Source organism: Streptomyces sp. NPDC050546 (assembly GCF_044457425.1).
Taxonomy (GTDB): domain Bacteria; phylum Actinomycetota; class Actinomycetes; order Streptomycetales; family Streptomycetaceae; genus Streptomyces.
On record NZ_JBITGX010000018.1, the window covers coordinates 136,674 to 157,800 of the forward strand.

The window sequence follows — 21,127 nt, forward strand, 5'->3', positions numbered from 1 at the left end:
GTCAACAACGCACGGAGCTACGCTCGGCCCGTGCCGAAACCAGAAGTGGACCCGACCGTGCAGCTCGAGCTGAGCGTGGACCGCAGCTCTCCCGTGCCGTTGTACTTCCAGCTGTCCCAGCAGCTGGAGGCCGCGATCGAGCACGGCACGCTGACCCCCGGCAGCCTGCTGGGCAACGAGATCGAGCTCGCGGCCCGGCTCGGCCTGTCCCGGCCGACCGTCCGCCAGGCCATCCAGTCGCTCGTCGACAAGGGCCTCCTCGTCCGCCGCCGCGGCGTGGGCACCCAGGTCGTGCACAGCCAGGTCAAGCGCCCGCTGGAGCTCAGCAGCCTCTACGACGACCTGGAGGCTGCGGGCCAGCGCCCGGCCACCAAGGTCCTGGTCAACACACTCGTGCCCGCCTCCGCCGAGGTCGCCGCCGCACTCGGCGTCGCCGAGGACAGCGACGTCCACCGCGTGGAACGCCTCCGCCTCGCCCACGGCGAGCCCATGGCCTACCTCTGCAACTTCCTGCCCCCCGGCCTCATCGACCTCGACACCGACCAGCTGGAGACCACCGGCCTCTACCGCCTGATGCGAGCCGCCGGCATCACCCTCCACAGCGCCCGCCAGTCCATCGGCGCCCGGGCGGCGACGACGGAGGAGGCGGACCGCCTGGCGGAGCAGACCGGCGCGCCCCTGCTCACCATGCAACGCGTCACGTTCGACGACACGGGCCGAGCAGTGGAATACGGCACACACACGTACCGCCCGACCCGCTACTCGTTCGAGTTCCAGCTCCTGGTGCGGACCTAGGTTTTTCAGGGGCGCGGGGAACTGCGCGCTCAGCCCCCACCCCACCCGCACCCGGCGATGACCCGCACCACCCCGCCCCTGCCCCGCTCCGCACACACCCCCACCGTGAGGCAGAATCGGGCCCGATGAGCACCTATCGCGACTTCACCGCCCCCATCGGCTCCCGCCGTGCCACGGCCCTGCGCACCGTCGGCACCCGGGAGCGCCGCTCGCACCTGACGGCACCCCGCGTGCCGACGGTCGGCATCGACATCGGCGGTACGAAGGTGATGGCGGGCGTCGTCGACGCCGACGGCAACATCCTGGAGAAGCTCCGCACGGAGACCCCGGACAAGTCCAAGAGCCCCAAGGTCGTCGAGGACACCATCGCCGAACTGGTCCTGGACCTCTCCGACCGGCACGACGTGCACGCCGTCGGCATCGGCGCCGCCGGCTGGGTCGACGCCGACCGCAACCGCGTGCTGTTCGCCCCCCACCTGTCCTGGCGCAACGAACCGCTCCGCGACCGCCTCTCGGGCCGGCTCTCCGTACCGGTCCTCGTGGACAACGACGCCAACACCGCGGCCTGGGCGGAATGGCGCTTCGGCGCCGGCCGCGGCGAGGACCACCTCGTCATGATCACGCTGGGCACCGGCATCGGCGGCGCGATCCTGGAGGACGGCCAGGTCAAGCGCGGCAAGTACGGCGTCGCCGGCGAGTTCGGCCATATGCAGGTCGTACCCGGCGGCCACCGCTGCCCGTGCGGCAACCGCGGCTGCTGGGAGCAGTACAGCTCCGGAAACGCCCTGGTCCGCGAGGCACGCGAGCTGGCCGCCGCCGACTCGCCGGTGGCGTACGGGATCATCGAGCACGTCAAGGGCAACATCTCCGAGATCAGCGGCCCGATGATCACCGAGCTGGCCCGCGACGGCGACGCCATGTGCATCGAGCTGCTCCAGGACATCGGCCAGTGGCTCGGCGTCGGCATCGCCAACCTCGCGGCCGCCCTCGACCCCTCCTGCTTCGTGATCGGCGGCGGTGTCTCGGCCGCCGACGACCTGCTGATCGGCCCCGCGCGGGACGCCTTCCGCCGGCATCTGACGGGCCGCGGCTACCGCCCCGAGGCCCGTATCACCCGGGCCCAGCTCGGCCCCGAGGCCGGCATGGTCGGCGCCGCCGACCTGGCCCGGCTGGTCGCCCGCCGCTTCCGCCGCGCCAAGCGCCGCCGGGTGGAGCGGCACGAGCGCTACGAGCGGTACGCACAGTCGCTCCGCAGCACCCAGGAGACGCCGTGACCGCTTCGCTGCCCCACCAGGGCCCCTGGCCCGACGAGCCGGAGCGTCCCGTCGAGGACCGCGGCCACATGATCCGCCGCAGGGCGCTCACCCTGCTGATCATCGTGCTGCTCATCGGCATCCCGGCCGGCTACCTGGTGATCTCCGCGAACCAGAGCCGGGACAGCGGCAAGGACAAGGAGGCCAAGTACTCCGCGACCGGCCTCACCGAGGGCTGGCCCTCCAAGCTCCAGCGCCGGATCTACCAGGTGCCCGTCCCGCACCCGGCCTGGCACGTGGCGTACTACGAGACCAACAACTGGAAGACCAGCCGCCTGTACGCCCAGTTCGAGACCAACTCGGCCGGTCTGGACGCGTATCTGACGGGCCTCGGCCTGACCCGGGACGACCTGAAGAAGGACAACGTCACCATCGGCGCCCGCGACCGGAAGGTCACCGGCTGGAAGTTCGCCGACAACGGCCTGTGGTCGGGCGTCGTACACCGGCAGAAGAATCCCGCCCCCACGCATGACGTGGTCGTGGACCTGTCCAACCCGGCGTACCCCTGGGTGTTCGTGGTCTCCCGGACGGTGCCCTGACCCGCAGTCCAGCGGGCCGGTGCGGCCGCGGGGGCCGGTTGTCAGACCCCGCCCGTAGAGTCGGAGACAACTGATCCGACACGCGGGACGGGAGGTGGCAGGGCGATGGGCGACACGGCCGCGGTGGCCGCGCGGGTGGGGGAGCCGGCGGTCCCGGTCCGGCTCCCGGCCGTCTTCCTGCCCGCGCCCCTCCCGCGCGACGGGCGGATCGCCTTCTGGGACCCCGAGGGCGAGCCCCTGCGCACCGGGGACACGGAGGACCCGGAGGAGGCCCCGGCCACCGAGCTGACCGTCGTACGACGGCACGGCGCCGGTGTGCGGCGGCGGACCACCCCGGCGCTGTCCCTCCCGCTGGAGGCGGCCCTGCCGCTCCTGGTGCGCGCCCGGCACGACCCCGCGGCGCACCCCGCCACCGCCTGCTGGGGAGCGGCCGCCCTGCACGCCCTGCGGCTGACCGCGCGAGGCCGGCTGCTGCCCGGCCTGACCGCGACGGGGCACGACGCGTGGCGTGCCGGCCCTCTCGACCCGGACGACATCGCGCACCTGCGCGCCGTGGCCGCCGCCCTCCCGTACGAGGGGCACGCCGTCCCGCTGCCCGGCCCGGGCCCGATCCGCCTCCCCGAACCGGAAGCGCTGGTGCGTGCCTTCCTGGACGCGGTCGCCGACACCCTGCCCCGTACCCCGGCCGCGCCCCACACCTCCGGCAGGCCCTTCGCCGCCCGGGAGGCCCAGCGCCTGCCCGACGCCCACGACTGGGCCGCCGAGGTCGCCGCCGGCATGGACGCCGGGGTGCGGATCTCGCTCCGCCTGGACCTGTCGGCGTACGACCTCTTCGACGACTCCTCCGGCGGCGTACGCAGCGCCGGCGCCGCGATCGTCCAGGTGCACAGCCTCGCCGACCCGACCCTCATGGCCGACGCGGCCTCCCTCTGGGCGGGCGGGGCCGACGACGCCTTCGGTCCCCGCGCGCGGGTGGACGCGGCCCTGGCGGTCCGCCGGGCGGCCCGGGTCTGGCCCCCGCTCGACCGGCTCTCCGACCAGGACGTGCCCGACGTGCTGGCGCTGACGGAGGAGGAGCTGAACGACCTGCTCGGGGTCGCGGCCACCCGGCTCGCCGCGGCCGGGGTAGCCGTGCACTGGCCGAGGGACCTGGCCCAGGACCTGTCCGCCACGGCGGTGGTCCACGCGGCCCCCGGCTCGGCGAAGGACGGCACCGGCTTCTTCGAGAGCGAGGACCTGCTCCGGTTCAGCTGGCAGCTGGCACTCGGGGGCGATCCGCTCACCGACACCGAGATGGACGCCCTGGCCGAGGCACACCGTCCGGTCGTCCGGCTGCGCGACCAGTGGGTGCTGGTCGACCCGGCCCTCGTCCGCAAGGCCCGCAAGCGGGACCTGGGCCTGCTCGACCCGGTCGACGCGCTGTCCGTCGCCCTCACCGGTACGGCCGACGTGGACGGCGAGACGGTCGAGGCGGTCCCGGTCGGCGCCCTGGCGAGCCTGCGCGACCGCATGACCGCGGGCATCGGCCCGGCCGAGCCGCCGCCGGACCTGCACGCCACCCTCCGCGACTACCAGCTCCGGGGCCTGGCCTGGCTGGAGCTGATGACCTCCCTGGGCCTCGGCGGCTGTCTCGCCGACGACATGGGCCTCGGCAAGACCGTCACCCTCATCGCCCTGCATCTGAAGCGGGCCCGCTCCGAGCCGACCCTGGTGATCTGCCCGGCCTCGCTGCTGGGCAACTGGCAGCGGGAGATCACCCGCTTCGCGCCCGGTGTCCCCGTCCGCCGCTTCCACGGCCCGGACCGCAGCCTGGCAGGCCTGGAGGGCGGTTTCGTCCTCACCACCTACGGCACGATGCGCTCGGCGGCCCCCGCCCTGGCCGAGCGGACCTGGGGCATGGTCGTCGCCGACGAGGCCCAGCACGTCAAGAACCCCTACTCGGCCACGGCCAAGGCGCTGCGCACGATCCCGTCCCCCGCCCGGGTCGCCCTGACCGGCACACCCGTCGAGAACAACCTGTCGGAGCTGTGGGCGCTGCTCGACTGGACGACACCGGGCCTCCTCGGCCCGCTGAAGTCCTTCCGCGCCCGGCACGCCCGGGCCGTCGAGACCGGCGAGGACGAACAGGCCGTGGAGCGCCTGGCCCGCCTGGTCCGCCCCTTCCTCCTGCGCCGGAAGAAGTCCGACCCGGGCATCGTCCCCGAGCTGCCGCCCAAGACGGAGACCGACCACCCGGTCCCGCTCACCCGGGAACAGGCCGCGCTGTACGAGGCGGTGGTCCGCGAGTCGATGCTCGCCATCGAGACCTCCGAGGGCATGGCCCGCCGGGGCCTGGTGCTGAAGCTCCTCACCTCGCTGAAGCAGATCTGCAACCACCCCGCGCTGTACCTGAAGGAGGACCACGCGCCGGAGCACGCCCGGCCCGGCGGCGACCGGTTCGCCACCCGCTCCGGCAAACTCGCCCTGCTGGACGAGCTGTTGGACACACTGCTAGCCGAGGACGGCTCCGCGCTCGTCTTCACCCAGTACGTGGGGATGGCCCGGCTGATCACCACTCACCTGGCCACCCGGGCCGTCCCGGTCGACCTCCTGCACGGCGGCACACCGGTCCCCGAGCGGGAGCGCATGGTGGACCGTTTCCAGGCCGGCTCGACCCCCGTCCTCGTCCTGTCGCTGAAGGCCGCGGGCACCGGCCTCAACCTCACCCGCGCGGGCCATGTCGTCCACTTCGACCGCTGGTGGAACCCGGCCGTCGAGGAACAGGCCACCGACCGCGCCTACCGCATCGGCCAGACCCAGCCCGTCCAGGTCCACCGCCTCATCACCGAGGGCACGGTCGAGGACCGTATCGCCGAGATGCTCCAGGCCAAGCGCGCCCTGGCCGACGCCGTCCTCGGCTCCGGCGAGTCGGCCCTCACCGAACTGACGGACCGCGAGCTGTCCGACCTGGTCTCCCTGCGGAGGACGTCATGACCCACAGCGGGGCCGACGAGGCCCGCCGGGCGTTGCGTGCCGCCCGGGAGCAGGCGAACCGGGACCCGGACCCGGCAGCCGCTCCCAGCCCGGCGTCCGCTCCTCGCACGGCACCGTCCCCGGCCCGGGAAGCCGCCGACCAGGAGACCGCGCGACCCGGGGACGCGGCCCGCGAGGCACTGCGCAGGGCGGTGTCCGAGCGTCGCGGGGCCGACGGGGGTGAGGCGGGCTCCCCGGGGGACGTGCCTGCGGCCAATGACGCGGTGAAGGGGGTGCCGAGTGACCCGTCGAGCCGCGGTGGCGGCAGCGGGGCCCTCAGCGGAAGCACCGCGGGCGACGGCGGCGGTAGTGGGCCGGGGGCGGCTCCGTCCGGCGGGCCGCCCGAGGACGAGGGCGGGAGCGCGCCCGCCGACGTGCCGGGAGGCGCCCTCGACGATGCTCCCGGCGGCGCCGCCGAGCAGCCCGGTCCGCGCGCGGGGGACGTCGCGCGTGAGGCGCTGCGCGCGGCACGGGACGACGCGCGGCGGGCACGGGAAGAGAGCGCGCGCGAAGCGGCCGGGCGCGGGCGCCGGGCTGCCCGGCAGGGCGCCGCGCACGAGAGGCCGGAGTCTGAGCGGAGGGCGGGCGAGCACACCGTCGGCGGGGGAGCGCGTGACGTACGGCAGTTGCTGGGCGACCTCTTCCGGATGCCTACGGACGCGGACGAGCCGGACGCGGAGCCTGAGGACTCCGACGAAACGGGCCCCGGCCGCTCGCCTCACCCCAGGGCCGACGCGCCGCACAGCCCGCCGCCCCCCGGCACCTCGCCCCCTGACCCGCCGACTCCCGACCACCCCGCGACCTCCAACCCCTGGCCCACGCCGCCCACAACCCCCCGAGAAGCGGTACGCCCGCACACCGTCCCCCAGAACCCCCGCTCCATGGCCGCCCCCAGCCGCGACAGCGAACTCCGCCGTACTTTCCCGGCCTCCCCGCCCCGGGAGCCCGACGGCAAGGGGTTCGCCGAGAGCTGGTGGGGAAACGCGTGGGTCGCGGCGCTGGAGCAGGGCGCGCTGGACGCCAAGCGGCTGGAGCGCGGGCGGGGTTACGCGGGGCAGGGGCATGTCGACGCCATCACCGTGACGCCCGGACTGGTGCTGGCCTACGTACAGGGCAGCCGCCCGCGCCCTTACCGCGTACAGGTGCGGCTGCGCACGCTCGACGACGCCGACTGGGAGCGGTTCCTGGACGCCGCCGTCGACCGGCCCGCGCATATCGCGGCCCTCCTCGACAAGGAGATGCCCCAGTCGCTCGCGGACTGCGGCGTGCCCCTGCTGCCGGGTCCCGGCGACCTGGAACCGCGGTGCAGCTGCCCCGACCGGGGCCACCCCTGCAAGCACGCCGCCGCCCTCTGCTACCAGACCGCCCGGCTGCTCGACGCCGACCCCTTCGTCCTGCTCCTGCTGCGCGGCCGGGGCGAACGGGACCTGCTCGACGCGCTGTCCCGGCTGAGCGCCACCCGCGCGGCGCGTGCCGCCCAGGACAGGGAACCGGAGCCGCTCCCCGGCGTACGGGCCGGTGACGCCCTCGCACCGCGCGCCCTTCCGCCCCTGCCGACGCCGCTGCCCACGCCCGCGCATCCCGAGCAGCCCCCGGCCTACCCGGCGTCCCCCGGCGGTCCCGACCCCTTCGCGCTGGACCAGCTGGCCACGGACGCCGCCGCCCGGGCACACGCCCTGCTCGCCACCGGCCGTGACCCGGTGGGGCAGTTGACCCTCTGGCAGGACGCGGTCCGCCTGGCCGCGGCCCGCCCCGGCTCGGGACTCACCGCGGGCACCCGGGCGCTCTACGCCTCCCTCGCCGCCGCGGCGGGCCGCACGCGGTCCGAGCTGGCCCGCGCGGTCGCCGCCTGGCGGCAGGGCGGACTGGAGGGCCTCGCCGTACTGGAGGAGCCGTGGGACCCGCCGGCCGGCCGGTTCGACCGGGCCCGCCCGCTCCTCCTCGCCGCCGACCTGCCCGCCTTCCGCCCCCGGCGCAACCACCTCACCCACCCCCATGGCCACGTCCAGCTCCGTCTGGGCCGCGACGGCCTGTGGTACGCCTACGAGTCCGAGCCGGGCCACGACGACTGGTGGCCGAGAGGCACCCCCGACCTGGACCCGGTGGGGGCACTGACCGGACTCGGCCTGCCGGGCGACCTCTGAGCACCGTCGCGTCTCTTGTCACCGGGCTGAACGCGGGTGAACCGATGGTTTCGTACGGTTGAATCTTCGCAGCTGAGGCGAACCGGGGCGACAGCAGCGGAACCGCATGCGGGGGCCGGACCGATCTTTCTATCCGAAGCATGTCGGTTCCCCGAGGAGTCACCTGATGCCGAGCGTCATGTCCGCCGAGATACGTACCGTCCCGGCGAGCGGCCCATCCGCACCGCCCGAGGGCCACGCTCTGCGGCTCGACATCCAGGGGCTGCGCGCGGTGGCCGTCGGGCTGGTGGTGCTCGCCCACGCCGGAGTGACCCAGGTCAGCGGCGGCTACATCGGCGTCGACGTCTTCTTCGTGATCTCCGGCTTCCTCATCACGTCGCTGCTGCTGCGCGAACTCTCCCGCACCGGCCGGATATCGGTCCGTGCCTTCTACGCCCGCCGGGCACTGCGGCTGCTTCCCGTGTCGTCCCTGGTCATCGCCGTCACGCTGGGCGGAGCGTGGCTGTTCCTGTCGAAGGCGCGGCTCGCCGAGTACGCGGGCGACGCCCTCGCCGCGGCGCTGTACGCGGTCAACTTCCGGCTGGCGGCGGCCGGTACGGACTATCTCGCCCAGAACAGCCCGCCGTCGCCGTTCCAGCACTTCTGGTCGCTCGCCGTGGAGGAGCAGTTCTACCTGGTGTGGCCGCTGCTCCTGCTGCTGACCTGGCGCCTCGCCCGCGGCCGGCGCCGACTGGTCGCGGTGCCGCTCGGGGTCCTGTGCCTGGGGTCGTTCGCGGCGGGCCTCCTCGTGACGAACTCCTCGGCCCCCTGGGCGTACTTCGGCTCCCTCACCCGGGCCTGGGAACTGGGTGCCGGAGCGCTCCTGGCACTGGGCACCGGCCGGCTGGAACGGCTGCCCGCCGCCCTCGCGGCCCCGCTGACCTGGCTCGGCCTGACCTGCGTCACGCTGGCAGCCGTCTGGTACGACGACGAGACACCCTTCCCCGGCTACCACGCTCTTCTGCCGGTCGCCGGTACCGTGCTCGTCCTGGCCGGCGGTTGCGCGCCCACCCGGCACGGCGCGGGGTGGCTGCTGGGGCGGCGACCGCTGGTGTGGCTCGGCGGACTCTCGTACGGCTGGTACCTGTGGCACTGGCCGCTGCTGGTCATAGCCCCGGCGGCGCTGGGCCGCGCAGACGGCACAGCCGACGTGCCGCTCGCGCTCGGGCTGTCCGCGGCGGCACTGGGCCTGGCGTGGCTGACATTGCGCCTCGTCGAGAACCCGGTCCGCTTCCACCGGGCCTTCCGCAGGCGCCCCCGCCGCGCCCTGGTGCTCGGGGCGGCGCTGTCGGCCGGCACCTCGGCGCTGTCCCTGACGGCGACCGCCGTCCCGCCGACGATCGAGGTGGGCGGCCCCGCGCCCGGGCTGGCGCGGGCTCTCTCCGACGCACCGGCCCCGCAGGCACGCCTGGCCGAGCTCCTCGCGTCGTCCCCCACCGCCCTGCCGAGCAACCTCGCCCCGCCCCTGCCCAGAGTGAAGTCCTCCCGCTCCGCGGTCTACCGGGACGGCTGCCACGTCGACTACGCCGCCACCCGCACCGGGCCCTGCGTCTACGGCGACAGGACCTCCTCCCGCACGGTCGTGCTGTTCGGCGACTCCCACGCCGCCCAGTGGTTCCCGGCCCTGCAACGACTGGCGACCACCCGGGGCTGGAAGCTGGTCTCGCTGACGAAGGCCTCCTGCAAGGTCGCCGAGGTCACCATCAACAGCGGCCACAAGCCGTACACCGCGTGCGACACCTGGCGCTCCAACGCCATGGCCAGGATCCGGACCCTGCGCCCCGACCTGGTCGTCGTCTCCTCCTCGGACGCCGGAGACCCGGCCCGCCCCGCCGCCGACCTCCTGCACCAGTGGACGAGCGGCTTCGAGAACACCTTCCGCGGCCTGGGCGCCTCCGGAGTCCGGGTCGCCGCCCTGCTCGACACCCCATGGCCGAAGGGCGACCCGATCGACTGCGCCGCCCGCAACTCCCTGCAACTGCGCGCCTGCGCCAACCACTTGCCGGACGCGACCTACGACGCCGACCGCGGCACCGCCCTCCGCGCCGCCGCGTCCACCACGGCCACCACAGTCATCGACCCCACCCCCTGGCTCTGCGCCCCGCGCACCGGCACCTGCCCCGTGGTCGTGGCCGACACCGCCGTCTACCGCGACGACAGCCACCTCTCGGAGGCCTACGCCGCCGCACTCGCCCCGCTTCTCGCGCCAACGCTGGACCGCCTCATGGGTGCGCCCTGAACACACCGCACGAACCCCTCACCGGCGGTGTCAGTGCCTTCGCCCACGTCTTCTGGAACCCCTGACAACCGGGACAGCTCAGGCGCGTCGGTACGATGCTCGCGCGTCATGCCTCACGTACCTGGGCAACGGGGGTGGCGGCCACCCAGGGGCGGTACGTGAAGCCGGATGTCGAAGATCTTCGCGGAGCCGCCACAAAGTGGGACGGCTTGCACGGGGTTGCGCCCCAGGTACGTGAGAAATCGTGAGATGTGGGAGCGTGAGTCGGGTGAGTGAGAGTACGACCAACACCCTTCAATACCGCTTTGACGGGCCAGAGGACGCGCCCGTCCTGATCCTCGGTCCGTCACTCGGTACGACCTGGCACATGTGGGACCGCCAGATCCCCGAGTTGATCAAGCACTGGCGCGTCTTCCGGTTCGACCTGCCGGGACACGGCGGCGCTCCCGCGTACCCGGCGGGCTCGGTCAACGACCTCACCACACGGCTGCTGACCACCCTCGAGGGGCTCGGCGTGCAGCGCTTCGGCTACGCGGGCTGCGCGCTCGGCGGTGCGGTCGGCATCGAGCTGGCCCTGCGCCACCCCGAGCGGCTCGCCTCCCTGGCGCTGATCGCGGCCTCGCCCCGCTTCGGCACGGCCGACGAGTTCCGGCAGAGAGGCGTGATCGTCCGCACCAATGGCCTCGACCCCATCGCCCGCACGTCGCCCGAGCGCTGGTTCACCGGCGGGTTCGCCGCCGCGCAGCCCGCGATCACCGAGTGGGCCGTGCAGATGGTCCGCACCACCGACCCCGGCTGCTACATCGCCGCCTGCGAGGCGCTCGCCTCGTTCGACGTCCGGGCCGAACTGGGCCGCGTCGGCGTGCCCACCCTGGTCCTCGTCGGCTCCGACGACCAGGTCACCGGACCTGCCGAGGCCCGCACCCTGGTCGCCGGCATCCCGGACGCCCGCCTCGCCGTCGTCCCCGGCGCATCCCACCTGGTGCCGGTGGAGCAGCCCGCGGCGGTCACCGACCTCCTGGTGCGGCACTTCTCCACCGCCTGGCAGCCGGGCTTCGACACCTCCACAGGCCATACGGCCCTGCCCGCGGCCGCCGTGAAGCCGGCCCTGTCCCCGGTACCGCAGCCCCTCCAGACCGGGCCCGTCGCCGAGATCGCCCCGGTCGCGGTGCCCTCGGCGCAGGGACGCCCCGACCCCTACGACGCCGGGCTCAAGGTCCGCCGCGAGGTGCTGGGCGACGCGCATGTCGACCGGGCGCTGGCGCAGGCCGACGAGTTCTCCGGGGACTTCCAGGAGTTCATCACCCGCTACGCCTGGGGCGAGATCTGGGACCGCCCCGGGCTCGACCGGCGCACCCGCTCCTGCGTCACCCTCACCGCCCTGGTCGCCGGCGGCCACCTGGACGAGCTGGCCTTCCACATCCGGGCCGCCCTGCGCAACGGCCTCACCCCGGGCGAGATCAAGGAGGTGCTGCTCCAGGCGGCCGTCTACTGCGGCGTCCCGGCCGCGAACAGCGCGTTCAAGGTCGCCCAGCAGGTCATCCGCGAGGAGACCACGCCCCAGGAGTGAGGGCGGGCGCGACCCGGAGGGGCAGGATGGAGTCATGAAGCTCACGAAGATGTCGCACGCCTGCGTCCGCCTCGAGAAGGACGGCCGGACCCTCGTCCTGGACCCCGGCGGATTCAGCGAGGAGGACGCCGCGCTCGGCGCGGACGCCATCCTCGTCACCCACGAGCACCCCGACCACTTCGACGAGCTCCGGCTGCGCGCCGCGATGGAGAACAACCCGGCCGCGGAGATCTGGACCCTCAAGGCGGTCGCGGACAAGATCTCGTCCGCCTTCCCCGGCCGTGTGCACACCGTCGGCCACGGCGACACGTTCACGGCCGCCGGCTTCGACGTCCAGGTCCACGGCGAACTCCACGCGGTGATCCACCCGGACATCCCGCGCATCACCAACGTCGGCTACCTCGTCGACGGCGGCAAGGTCTTCCACCCCGGCGACGCGCTCACCGTCCCCGACCATCCGGTGGAGACGCTGATGCTCCCGGTCATGGCGCCGTGGAGCAAGATCTCCGAGGTCATCGACTACGTCCGCGAACTCGGCCCGCAGCGCGCCTACGACATCCACGACGCCTACCTCACCGATATCGCCCGCCCGATCTACGACCACCAGATCGGCGGCCTCGCCGGGGCCGAGCACCTGCGGCTCGCTCCCGGGTCGTCGGCCGACCTCTGAGGCCCGGGCGGCGTTGTCAGACCCTCCGGGTAGGTTGTGGGACATGCGCATCGCGACCTGGAACGTGAACTCGATCACCGCCCGCCTGCCGAGGCTCCTGGCCTGGCTGGAAAGCAGCGGCACGGACGTGCTGTGCCTCCAGGAGGCCAAGGTCGGCGAGGAGCAGTTCCCCGTGGAGCAGCTGCGCGAGCTGGGCTACGAGTCGGCGGTCCACGCGACCGGCCGGTGGAACGGCGTGGCGGTGCTCTCCCGCGTCGGCATCGAGGATGTCGTCAAGGGCCTGCCCGGCGACCCCGGGTTCGACGGCTCGGTGGAGCCCCGCGCCATCTCGGCGACCTGCGGCCCGCTCCGCGTCTGGTCGGTCTACGTGCCGAACGGCCGCGAGGTGGACCACCCGCACTACGCCTACAAGCTCCAGTGGTTCGAGGCCCTCAAGGCCGCCGTCGCGGGCGACGCGGCCGGCAGCCGCCCCTTCGCGGTGATGGGCGACTACAACGTGGCGCCGACGGACGACGACGTCTACGACCGCGCGGCCTTCGAAGGCGCGACCCACGTCACCCCCGCCGAGCGCGCCGCCCTGGCCTCCCTGCGCGAGGCGGGCCTGTCCGACGTGGTCCCGCGGCCCCTGAAGTACGAGCACCCCTTCACGTACTGGGACTACCGCCAGCTCTGCTTCCCGAAGAACCGCGGCATGCGCATCGACCTGGTGTACGCCAACGCGCCGTTCACCCAGGCGGTCAAGGACGCGTACGTGGACCGTGAGGAGCGCAAGGGCAAGGGCGCGTCGGACCACGCCCCGGTCGTGGTCGACCTGGACGTGTAGCCCACCGCGGCGCCGGACGGCAGCTCACAGCGGCCGCGGACGACCGGCTCACAGCAACCGCAGGTCGACCGACTCCGCCAGCGCCGCAAGACCCGCGTCCCCGGGATGCAGATGGTCGCCGCTGTCGTACACGGGCAGGATCCGCGCGGGGTCGGCCGGGTCGCGTACGACGGCGTCGAAGTCGAGCACGCCGTCGAAGACACCGCCCGTGCGGATCCACTCGTTCACCGCGACCCGCTCGGCGTCGACGGCCGCCGTGCACCGCGTCTCGCCCTCGCACGGCAGGATCGTCGCCGCGAGCATCCGCAGGCCCCGGGCCCGCCCGCGCGCCGCCAGCTCCCGCAGCCCCGCGATCACCTGCTCCGCCGAGGTGTCCCAGCGCAGGTCGTTCACGCCCTCGAAGACGATCGCCGTACGGGCCGACGGCTGGGCGAGGACGTCCCGGTCGAACCGGTGCAGGGCGCTCACCCCGGCCGTGTCCGTGGACACCCCGTCGCCGGGATACCGGTCGGTGACCACACGGTTGCCCGAGACGCCCTGGTTCAGCACCCCGTAGCGCGGCACGGCGCTCTGCCGCAGCAGCCGGCCGGCCAGCACGTTCGGCCACCGCCGGTTCGCGTCCACGGTGGACTTGTCGCCGTCGGTGATCGAGTCCCCGAGCAGCACCACGGACCCGGGCCCGCCGCCCACGTCGACGCCGGCGAGCAGCGGCCAGCTGGTGATCACCGAGGTGTAGGCAACGGCGGTACCGTCCGCCGTGTGGTCGCCGGGCTCGCTGACGTACGACCGCTGCTGCGCGAGCCGGTGCAGGGGCGCCGCCGGCACCGGGCCGGGCAGATGGAAGCTGACCAGCAGATCGGCGTCCGCCGGTACCGCGAAGCCCAGCGGATCGCTGTACGCCTGGGCGCCGGCCGGGATCTCCACGCTTTCCTCACCGGCGAAGGACAGCGGCACCGGCGTCCCGCGTGCCGCCGCGCCCGAGGCCCGCACGGCGACCGTGGCGCCGCCGATCCGCACCGGGGCCGCCGCGAAGGTGTTGTCGAACCGCATCCGCACCCGGGGCCCGCCCGCCGAGGTGCGCACCACCAGCCGCAGCGTCCGGTCCGTCCAGGGCCCCACGGCGGCATAGCCGCCCGTCGACGTCGTCCAGCTCCCCGTCCAGCCCTGCGTGGCGGTCCGCACCGAGACCGCGAAGACATGCAGCCCGGCGGCGCGCGGCAGCCGGACCGAGGCGAGCTCGCGCCCCGGCGTCAGCGGCACCGTCACGACGTACAGGCGGGCCTGCTCGGCGAGTTGTCCGCCGGGCGTGTTGATGTGCGGCAGGGCCACCGCCTTCGTGGCGAGCGGCCCGGTGCGCCAGTCGGGTGCGGTCAGCCGGTATCCGGAACGGGTGCCGTTCGCGTACACGATCGTGCCCGGGCCGCCCGTCTCCGTGCCGGCCGTGCCCGCCACCAGGAAGGCGAGGGCGTCGCCGCGCCCCGTGACGCGGACGTCCTGCCCGGCGGCACGGACGTTGTCCGGCTCGCCCGGCTGCCGCCGCGGCCAGGTCAGCCGGGCCCCCTGGACGGTCAGGGTGCGCCCGGGCACCCAGCCCGCCGCCGTGAGGTCCCGCGCCGACAGGGAGGCGCCTGCGCCGTCGAAGTCGGCCGCCGCGGGCCGGCCGTCGTCGCTGACGGCGATGTTGTCGAACAGCCGCTCAAGCGGCACCGGCGCGGCCCGTCCCTCCCCGACGGCCTGCGCCGGAACCGCCGGCGCCGTGGACAACAAGGACCCGCACAGGGCCAGGACGACCAGGACCCCCCGGACACATCGGCGCACGGCCGACTCCTCCCGCTCATCGACACACGACGCGACAACACCAAACGCAGGGACGGAACAGAAGACACCATGAACGCAGAGACGCAAGACGCACGGTGAAGCTAGGGAGACAACAGGGACTCGTCAACGCGCCATGCGCGAACTCGGCGTGAACTCGACCGTCATCGACGGCCCGCGCGCCTGTGGTGCGTACGGCGGTACGAATGACACGCTGGACGTATGAACATCCCTTTCCTGGGCAACCGGCGCCAGAAGGTCGGGTTCCCCGACCCCGCGGGCATCGCGGATCTGCTCGCCGAGTGCGAACTGCTCCGCTCCCAGGCGTCCCGGGCGGGGGTCCGGCTGGACGACTCGGCGGCCTCGCTGGAGGCGCTGGACCAGCTGCTGCCGCGCTGGCGGGACGACGAGGAGACCCTGGCCTGGCTCGGCAACGACGCCGGTCTCTACCTGGGCACCGTCATCGTGCGCACCGTGCCGGGAGCCGCCTGGGAGATCAGGTCCGACGGGCAGCCCGTCGTGCGGCTCACCTCCGGCAGGGAGTTCGACGTCGTGGACTCCGGGCACGAGTGGGCCGCCTACGGCGTGCCCGAGCTGTCGCAGCTGTACGCGGAAGTCGCGGAGGCGTGAGGCCCATGACCGTACCCTTGGTCGTACTCTTTGAGCCAAAGTGCGATGTAAATACGGCTAATGATCGAAAAGTGCGTGTCGCCCGACAAGTCCGATCTTGCCTGGATACGTTGCGGCAACCACCACACAGCTGAGAGTGAGTAGGGCTGAGTATGGCCGTAGATCCGCTGATCGAGCTGCGTGACGTCAACAAGCACTTCGGGGAGCTGCATGTCCTGCGGGACATCAACCTCACCGTGGGCAAGGGGGAGGTGGTCGTGGTCATCGGCCCCTCGGGGTCGGGAAAGTCGACACTGTGCCGGGCGATCAACCGGCTGGAGACCATCGAGTCGGGGTCGATCGTCCTCGACGGACAGCCGCTGCCCGAGGAGGGCAAGCCGCTGGCCCGGCTGCGCGCCGACGTCGGCATGGTCTTCCAGTCGTTCAACCTCTTCGCCCACAAGACCGTCCTGCAGAACGTCTCCCTGGGGCAGGTCAAGGTCCGCGGGCGCCGGAAGGAGGACGCCGACAAGCGCTCCCGTGAACTCCTCGACCGGGTCGGCGTCGCCAACCAGGCGGACAAGTACCCCGCGCAGCTCTCCGGCGGTCAGCAGCAGCGCGTGGCCATCGCCCGTGCCCTGGCCATGGAGCCCAAGGCGATGCTCTTCGACGAGCCGACCTCGGCCCTCGACCCGGAGATGATCAACGAGGTTCTGGAGGTCATGAAGCAACTGGCCCGCGACGGCATGACCATGATCGTCGTCACGCACGAGATGGGCTTCGCCCGCTCGGCCGCCAACCGTGTCGTCTTCATGTCCGACGGCGGGATCGTCGAGGACCGCACCCCCGACGAGTTCTTCACCAACCCCACCAGCGACCGCGCCAAGGACTTCCTCTCCAAGATCCTCAAGCACTGAACGGGCAGGCACCGGACGGCTCATCGGATCGGACCTCGACTACGATGTGCCCTTCATCCCTGTCGGAGAGGGGGACTTCGCCGAAGCCCGCCGATCCCGCCGGGGGTGAACAGACCGCCGGCCCGGTCCGCGGGGCGTTCCCGCCGGGTGCGGCCCCCACGGCCCTTCCGGCCACGGGGGCGGCGGTTCACATCGGCCAGGCCCGTCCGGCGGCAGCCGGAGATCACTGCTCGCGCAGCGGGACCGACACGTACGACGGGTCGTTCGCAGGCGAGGAGAAGGTCAGCTGCGCGCCGGACGGGTTGTGCTCGATGTAGAGCGGGTCGACCGTGTCGACGACCAGGGCGAGGCGATGCCCGGCCGGGACGTCGTAGGCAGTGGAGTACAGCTCCAGGTCGACGCCGAACGGCTTTCCGGGGGTGCGCCCGTGGAAGGTGTACGGCGCGTTGGAGACCAGCTTGCCGAGGCCGAGCGGCCCCACGTCGTAGAGATAGGCGACGAGGGTGCCGCTCTCCTTGGTCGGGGTGAGCGTCGTGTGCAACTTGGCCGTCCCACGCACCTGTTGGGCCGCCGCGTACTTCTCCGACTGCCAGACGGCGGCCCAGCGGCGGGGGAGCAGCGGGATCGAGGCCATCGGGGGCAGCTGGGCCACCTGGTCGAGGATGCTGGACAGGAAGACGACTCCGCCGTCCGCCCCCGAGTTCACGTTCGCGCGGATGGTGGTCGTGCCCCCGAGGGCGATCTTCCGTTCGGTCGCGGCGACCGACTTCCAGTCCGGATAGCCCTCGTAGCCGCCCGAGGAACGGGGCTTGAGCTGGACCGGCTGCTCGCGGTCGATGCCGTTGTCCTCGCCCCTGAGGTAGTGGTCGAACCAGCGCGTGGTGTCCTTCCACACGTCGTTGGGCAGCCCGAACAGGCCGGTCATCTCCGCCGTGGCGTGGTCCCCGGGCCGCATCTCCAGCCGCTTCGGGCCGGTCAGCTTCTCGTAGAAGTCGGCGTACTGGTTGGGCGGGAAGATCGAGTCGCCCCAGGCGTTGGCGAGCATGATCGCCGCGCCGTTCTTGTTGATCTGGTCGACATAGGTAGCAGCGGAACGTTTCTTCCCCCAGGCGATGAGCTCCGGCTCCTTCGCCAGGTTGGAGCCGTAGAAGTCGTCGAACGTCTGCCGGAGTTCGGCGCTCTGTCGGCCCGTGACGATGCTCGCGCCGTCCAGCAGGGCGGCCGCCTGGAGGTGCTGGGTGCGCCCGGCGTAGATGGAGCCGATCAGGTCCGCCCAGCCGCTCAGCGAGGCGACCGCCTTGACGCGCTTGTCCCGCGCGGCGGTGAGCAGGCTGATGCCGGCGCCGTAGGAGACACCCGCCATGCCGATGTGCCCGGCGTCCGAGGGGGTGTTCGCGATCGCCCAGTCGATGACCTTCGACGCGTCGGCGATGTCGGGTGGGCCCGCTACTTCTATCTCGCCGCCCGACTGCCAGAAGCCGCGCACGTTGTACGTGACCACGACGTACCCGGAGTCCGCGAGTTTCTGCGCCTGGGCCAGATACTCGATCTGGGGGAGGCCCCAGCTCGTGGGCATGACGAGCAGCGGGTAGCGGTGCGTGCCGTCGGCCCCGGCCGGGGTGACGACGTTGGCCTTGAGGACGGTGCCGCCGTCACCGGTGATGTCGACGAAGCGTACGGGGTTCGGCGCCGCCTGTGCGGTGGGGGCGAGTCCGAGGGCCGTACCGGCGACCAGGGTCGCCGAGACCGCTCCGACGGCGGTGGTGCGCAGGGCCTTGCGGGCGTGTCCCACGGGTCACTCCTCACTCGTGTAAGTGCAAAGTGACCAGACGGTAACCTCGCCCCCTTACCAGTGGTAACCCGTCGGTAAGTTACGTGCCAGTAACGATTGTTGAGAGGTGGAGGACTTCAGGAGGCCCGGTGGCTGTTGCGTGGAGTGGCAGGCGCGGGCAGCGGGGTCTGTGCCGCTCGTGTCACGTCCTCCACCAGTTCGACGACGTCCGGGCCGTATGCCTGCGAGTTGATGACCTTCAGCAGCAGCACGAAGGAATCGCCGTGCTTGCGGGCCAGCCGCTCGTGGTTGCGGGCCAGGTAGCGGGTGGCGGCCTGGTTGGTGATGGCCCGCTGGCCGCAGAAGAGGAACACGGGACGTGCGTCGCGGCGGTCGCCGGCGGTGAGCCGGGCCAGCAGGACGTACTCCGTGATGCCCGGATCCAGGCGGTAGCGCTCTTCGCCGATCTGGAAGGCGCCCCGGTCCGGCCCCGGTTCGGCGTCGATGTTGACGCGCACGCCGGGCAGCATGGCCGCCATGTGCGCCATCATGCGCCGGTTGGACCCCGGGCCGCCGACGCAGAACTCGGTACGCTCACCGAAGCCCTGATGGGCCGAGTCCTGGGTGACCACGTGGAGGTGCGCCCCGCAGCTCTTGATCAGCGCGGAGAGTTCCAGGAGCGCGTACACGTCGAAGCGGTGCACCGCCGGCTCGGTGGCGGCCGGATCGCGGTTGACGACCAGCAGCGACTCGGAGTTCTCGGGCAGCCCGAAGAAGGCCTGCTTGCGCCGGAGTTTCCGCTTCCACAGAAGCGTACGGGCGAGCCAGCCCAGCGCGGCGCTGATGCCCGCCGCGACCACACCCAGGACTATGTTGCGCACGTCGTCGTTCATGGGCGCGCATGGTAGCGGGCCCGACGCACCGGTGTTCGACGCGTGCCTGACGCGGCGGTGGCCATCAATTAAGCTGCGCGGACGGCCTTTGACTGGAGGTGCGGATGCGTCGCCCTGTCGCACGGAATCTGACGGTCCTGGCGGTTTCGGCCGCCGTGGTGATGTCGGTGGGGGCGACGGCGCCACCCGCCGCGCAGACCACCGGCGGTGAGAAAACCCCCCTGGCCGTCGGCTACGGCGGCGCCGTCTCCAGCGTCGACCCGGACGCCTCGGCCGCCGGGATCGAGGTCCTGCGCAAGGGCGGCAACGCCGTCGACGCGGCCGTCGCCACGGCCGCCGCGCTCGGCGTCACCGAGCCCTACTCCGCCGGCATCGGCGGGGGCGGCTACTTCGTCTACTACGACGCCAAGTCCCGCAAGGTGCGCACCATCGACGGCCGCGAGACCGCCCCGCTGTCCGCCGACAAGAACCTGTTCACCGAGAACGGCAAGCCCATCCCGTTCGCCGAAGCCGTCAGCAGTGGCCTCAGCGTCGGCACGCCCGGTACGCCCGCCACCTGGCAGACGGCACTGGACCAGTGGGGCAGCAAGCGGCTCGCCAGTCTCCTGAAGCCGGCCGAGCGGCTGGCGCGCGACGGTTTCACGGTCGACGAGACCTTCCGCTCGCAGACGGCGTCCAACGAGACCCGCTTCCGCTACTTCCCGGACACCGCCGAGCTGTTCCTGCCGGGCGGGCAACTCCCGGTCGTCGGCTCCACCTTCAAGAACCCCGACCTCGCCCGCACCTACGCGGAGCTGGGGAGCAAGGGCGTCGGCACGCTCTACCGCGGTGGCCTCGGCCGGGAGATCGTCGACACGGTCGACAAACCGCCGGTCGACCCGGCCTCCGGCTGGAACGCCCGCCCCGGCGACCTGTCCGTCAAGGACCTGGCCGCCTACCGCACCAAGCTCCAGGCACCCACCAAGACCTCGTACCGGGGCCTCGGCGTCTACTCCATGGCGCCGTCGTCCTCCGGCGGCACGACGGTCGGCGAGGCGCTCAACATCCTGGAGCGGACCGACCTGTCGAAGGCGAGCAAGGCGAAGTACCTGCACCGCTTCATCGAGGCCAGCCGGATCGCGTTCGCGGACCGGGGGCGGTGGGTGGGCGACCCCGCCTTCGAGGACGTGCCGACGAAGGAGCTGTTGTCGCAGAGGTTCGCCGACTCGCGCGAGTGCCTGATCAAGGACGACGCGGTGCTCACGAGTCCGGTGGCGCCGGGCGATCCGCGCAACCCCGCGCGCTGCGGCTCGGGCGGCAAGGCCGCTCCGACGACGTACGAGGGTGACAGCACCACGCATCTGACGGTGGCCGACAAGTGGGGCAACGTCGTCGCCTATACGCTCACCATCGAGCAGACCGGTGGCAGCGGGATCACCGTGCCGGGGCGGGGGTTCATCCTCAACAACGAGCTGACGGACTTCTCCTTCACGCCGGCGAACCCCGCCGTGCACGACCCGAACCTGCCCGGGCCCGGGAAGCGGCCGCGGTCGTCGATCTCGCCGACGATCGTGCTCGACCGGCACGACAAGCCCGTGGTGGCGCTGGGGTCGCCGGGCGGGGCGACGATCATCACGACCGTTCTGCAGACGCTCACCGGGTTTGTCGACCGGGGGTTGCCGCTGGTCGACGCGATCGCCGCGCCTCGGGCGAGTCAGCGGAATGCCGCGCAGACCGAGCTGGAGCCGGGGTTGTACGACAACGCCGAGTTGAGGAAGCGGCTTGAGGCGATCGGGCATTCGTTCAAGGTGAATCCGGAGATCGGGGCGGCTACGGCTGTGCAGCGGCTGCCCGGTGGGAAGTGGCTGGCAGCCGCTGAGACCGTTCGGCGGGGTGGGGGATCGGCGATGGTGGTGCGGCCGGTTCGCTGAGGGGTTTCGTCCGTGGGTGCGTGGGGGCTGGTCGCGCCCACGCGGCGGAGCCGCACATCGATACAGCC

Annotated in this window: 15 protein-coding genes; 12 read left to right on the forward strand and 3 right to left on the reverse strand. The window is 72.8% G+C overall.

Going from position 1 to position 21,127, the window contains the following annotated elements; all coding sequences use genetic code 11:
- Positions 1–57 precede the first annotated feature (57 nt).
- The 9 genes from ACIBK5_RS35355 to ACIBK5_RS35395 all read left to right on the forward strand — a co-directional run bounded on the left by ACIBK5_RS35355 (position 58) and on the right by ACIBK5_RS35395 (position 13,144).
- Entirely contained in the window at positions 58–795 is a 738-nt protein-coding gene (locus tag ACIBK5_RS35355; RefSeq protein WP_399026268.1) for a GntR family transcriptional regulator, read from the forward strand.
- A 125-nt stretch (positions 796–920) separates the two neighbouring features.
- Positions 921–2,069 (forward strand): ROK family glucokinase, encoded by a 1,149-nt coding sequence (locus tag ACIBK5_RS35360; RefSeq protein WP_399026173.1) that lies wholly within the window; start codon positions 921–923, stop codon positions 2,067–2,069.
- Positions 2,066–2,647: a sugar kinase gene (locus ACIBK5_RS35365; protein WP_399026175.1), complete on the forward strand. Its 582-nt coding sequence runs from the start codon at positions 2,066–2,068 to the stop codon at positions 2,645–2,647. Before ACIBK5_RS35360 ends, ACIBK5_RS35365 begins: the two co-directional genes overlap by 4 nt.
- Positions 2,648–2,752: 105 nt before the next feature.
- Positions 2,753–5,620, forward strand: coding sequence for an SNF2-related protein (locus ACIBK5_RS35370; RefSeq protein WP_399026177.1), 2,868 nt, complete (start codon positions 2,753–2,755; stop codon positions 5,618–5,620).
- Entirely contained in the window at positions 5,617–7,803 is a 2,187-nt protein-coding gene (locus ACIBK5_RS35375) for an SWIM zinc finger family protein (protein WP_399026179.1), read from the forward strand. Before ACIBK5_RS35370 ends, ACIBK5_RS35375 begins: the two co-directional genes overlap by 4 nt.
- Before the next feature lie 166 nt (positions 7,804–7,969).
- Positions 7,970–10,081 (forward strand): acyltransferase family protein, encoded by a 2,112-nt coding sequence (locus ACIBK5_RS35380; RefSeq protein ID WP_399026181.1) that lies wholly within the window; start codon positions 7,970–7,972, stop codon positions 10,079–10,081.
- A 268-nt stretch (positions 10,082–10,349) separates the two neighbouring features.
- A complete protein-coding gene (gene pcaC, locus ACIBK5_RS35385) occupies positions 10,350–11,651 on the forward strand; it encodes a 4-carboxymuconolactone decarboxylase (protein WP_399026183.1) in 1,302 nt (433 codons plus the stop codon).
- Positions 11,652–11,685: 34 nt separating this feature from the next.
- Positions 11,686–12,321, forward strand: a complete 636-nt coding sequence (locus ACIBK5_RS35390; RefSeq protein ID WP_399026185.1) for an MBL fold metallo-hydrolase — start codon at positions 11,686–11,688, stop codon at positions 12,319–12,321.
- Positions 12,322–12,364: 43 nt separating this feature from the next.
- The gene (locus ACIBK5_RS35395; RefSeq protein WP_399026186.1) at positions 12,365–13,144 is read left to right on the forward strand and encodes an exodeoxyribonuclease III; all 780 of its coding nucleotides are present in this window, start codon (positions 12,365–12,367) and stop codon (positions 13,142–13,144) included.
- A 48-nt stretch (positions 13,145–13,192) separates the two neighbouring features.
- Here ACIBK5_RS35395 and ACIBK5_RS35400 read toward each other — a convergent pair whose 3' ends face one another.
- Positions 13,193–14,962 carry an SGNH/GDSL hydrolase family protein gene (locus tag ACIBK5_RS35400; protein ID WP_399026187.1) on the reverse strand — a complete coding sequence of 590 codons (1,770 nt, stop codon included), beginning with the start codon at positions 14,960–14,962 and terminating at the stop codon, positions 13,193–13,195.
- 219 nt (positions 14,963–15,181) lie between these two features.
- On the opposite strand from ACIBK5_RS35400, the gene ACIBK5_RS35405 reads away from it, so the two are divergent.
- Both ACIBK5_RS35405 and ACIBK5_RS35410 read left to right on the forward strand, forming a co-directional pair.
- Positions 15,182–15,589, forward strand: a complete 408-nt coding sequence (locus ACIBK5_RS35405; protein WP_184588678.1) for a DUF6278 family protein — start codon at positions 15,182–15,184, stop codon at positions 15,587–15,589.
- Positions 15,590–15,741: 152 nt separating this feature from the next.
- Positions 15,742–16,485 (forward strand): amino acid ABC transporter ATP-binding protein, encoded by a 744-nt coding sequence (locus tag ACIBK5_RS35410; RefSeq protein ID WP_399026188.1) that lies wholly within the window; start codon positions 15,742–15,744, stop codon positions 16,483–16,485.
- A gap of 223 nt (positions 16,486–16,708) precedes the next feature.
- On the opposite strand, the gene ACIBK5_RS35415 is transcribed toward ACIBK5_RS35410, so the two are convergent.
- Complete coding sequence (locus ACIBK5_RS35415) at positions 16,709–18,277, reverse strand: CocE/NonD family hydrolase (RefSeq protein WP_399026189.1); 1,569 nt, start codon at positions 18,275–18,277, stop codon at positions 16,709–16,711.
- A gap of 116 nt (positions 18,278–18,393) precedes the next feature.
- Positions 18,394–19,149 (reverse strand): hypothetical protein, encoded by a 756-nt coding sequence (locus ACIBK5_RS35420; protein WP_399026190.1) that lies wholly within the window; start codon positions 19,147–19,149, stop codon positions 18,394–18,396.
- A 104-nt stretch (positions 19,150–19,253) separates the two neighbouring features.
- On the opposite strand from ACIBK5_RS35420, the gene ggt reads away from it, so the two are divergent.
- Entirely contained in the window at positions 19,254–21,059 is a 1,806-nt protein-coding gene (gene ggt / locus ACIBK5_RS35425; protein ID WP_399026192.1) for a gamma-glutamyltransferase, read from the forward strand.
- Positions 21,060–21,127 lie beyond the last annotated feature (68 nt).

What these genes read in the sequence shown, in the direction of transcription:
- ACIBK5_RS35360 (WP_399026173.1), top strand. Translation starts at nt 921, where the DNA reads ATGAGCACCTATCGCGACTTCACCGCCCCCATCGGCTCCCGCCGTGCC.
- ACIBK5_RS35370 (WP_399026177.1), top strand. Translation starts at nt 2,753, where the DNA reads ATGGGCGACACGGCCGCGGTGGCCGCGCGGGTGGGGGAGCCGGCGGTC.
- ACIBK5_RS35375 (WP_399026179.1), top strand. Translation starts at nt 5,617, where the DNA reads ATGACCCACAGCGGGGCCGACGAGGCCCGCCGGGCGTTGCGTGCCGCC.
- ACIBK5_RS35380 (WP_399026181.1), top strand. Translation starts at nt 7,970, where the DNA reads ATGCCGAGCGTCATGTCCGCCGAGATACGTACCGTCCCGGCGAGCGGC.
- ACIBK5_RS35390 (WP_399026185.1), top strand. Translation starts at nt 11,686, where the DNA reads ATGAAGCTCACGAAGATGTCGCACGCCTGCGTCCGCCTCGAGAAGGAC.
- ACIBK5_RS35395 (WP_399026186.1), top strand. Translation starts at nt 12,365, where the DNA reads ATGCGCATCGCGACCTGGAACGTGAACTCGATCACCGCCCGCCTGCCG.
- ACIBK5_RS35405 (WP_184588678.1), top strand. Translation starts at nt 15,182, where the DNA reads ATGAACATCCCTTTCCTGGGCAACCGGCGCCAGAAGGTCGGGTTCCCC.
- ACIBK5_RS35410 (WP_399026188.1), top strand. Translation starts at nt 15,742, where the DNA reads ATGGCCGTAGATCCGCTGATCGAGCTGCGTGACGTCAACAAGCACTTC.
- ACIBK5_RS35420 (WP_399026190.1), bottom strand. Translation starts at nt 19,149, where the DNA reads ATGAACGACGACGTGCGCAACATAGTCCTGGGTGTGGTCGCGGCGGGC.
- ggt (WP_399026192.1), top strand. Translation starts at nt 19,254, where the DNA reads ATGCGTCGCCCTGTCGCACGGAATCTGACGGTCCTGGCGGTTTCGGCC.